Source organism: Mycobacterium sp. E796 (genome assembly GCF_001672815.1).
Taxonomy (GTDB): domain Bacteria; phylum Actinomycetota; class Actinomycetes; order Mycobacteriales; family Mycobacteriaceae; genus Mycobacterium.
The window spans coordinates 1-718 of sequence record NZ_LZKK01000055.1 but is presented as its reverse complement, the minus strand read 5'-3'; the positions used below and the strand labels follow the sequence as shown (position 1 = coordinate 718).

General features: G+C 68.1%; 1 pseudogene. It reads right to left on the bottom strand.

From position 1 onward, the window contains the following. Positions 1-718: pseudogene (locus A5706_RS33430) on the bottom strand (glycosyl transferase); the annotation flags it as partial.

Below are 718 nucleotides of genomic sequence, written 5' to 3'. Positions count from 1 at the left end.
GGTCGGCCCCGCCGATCATCGTGACCAGATCCGCGAGCGACCCGACGGGCATGCTGCCGAAGCCGAAATAGATCGGCGGCGTTCCGGCGGTGATCCACGACGCGACCTCGTCGTCGGCATCGGTGGGCGACTCCATGGTCAGCGCGCCGACGAACGGCCGCCGGGCGCCCCATTCCTCGGCCAAGCCGGGAAAACAAAGCGCGTCGTAGGCCTGGATCTCCAGCGCGCCGAGTTCCGACATGCGTTGCGGCGCAGGGCAAGTGGCCTTCGGCAGACCCAAATCCCGGCGCTGCGCTTCCTCGGCGCTCCGGGTGAACCGCCAATACATCCAGTCGAGGGTCTTCATCGTCGAGCGAACCAGCGGCGCGGGCAACCGCGCGGGAAACGCCACGTGGCCGTTGGGCCGCATCGGGTAGAAGTGCAACGCGGCCAACGGAATGTCGTAGCGCTCGGCGACGTTGGCGGCGATCTCCTGATAGAGCTGGCCCGTCAGCAGCAGGTCGACCCCGTCGACGAGCGACTTGAGCGCGGCGCCCAGCTCTTCGAAGCCCGCCCGGACCGGCTCCATCGCCTCGCGGGCCAGCTTGACCGGGTTTTGGAACTTCCAGGAGTTATGCAGGAAATCCTCGTCCAGCTGCTGCTGGGAATCCCGCTGCCCGTAGGCGACGGCAGGCATCCCGGCCGACTCGACGAAGCCGATCAGGTTGGGCGGCACCGC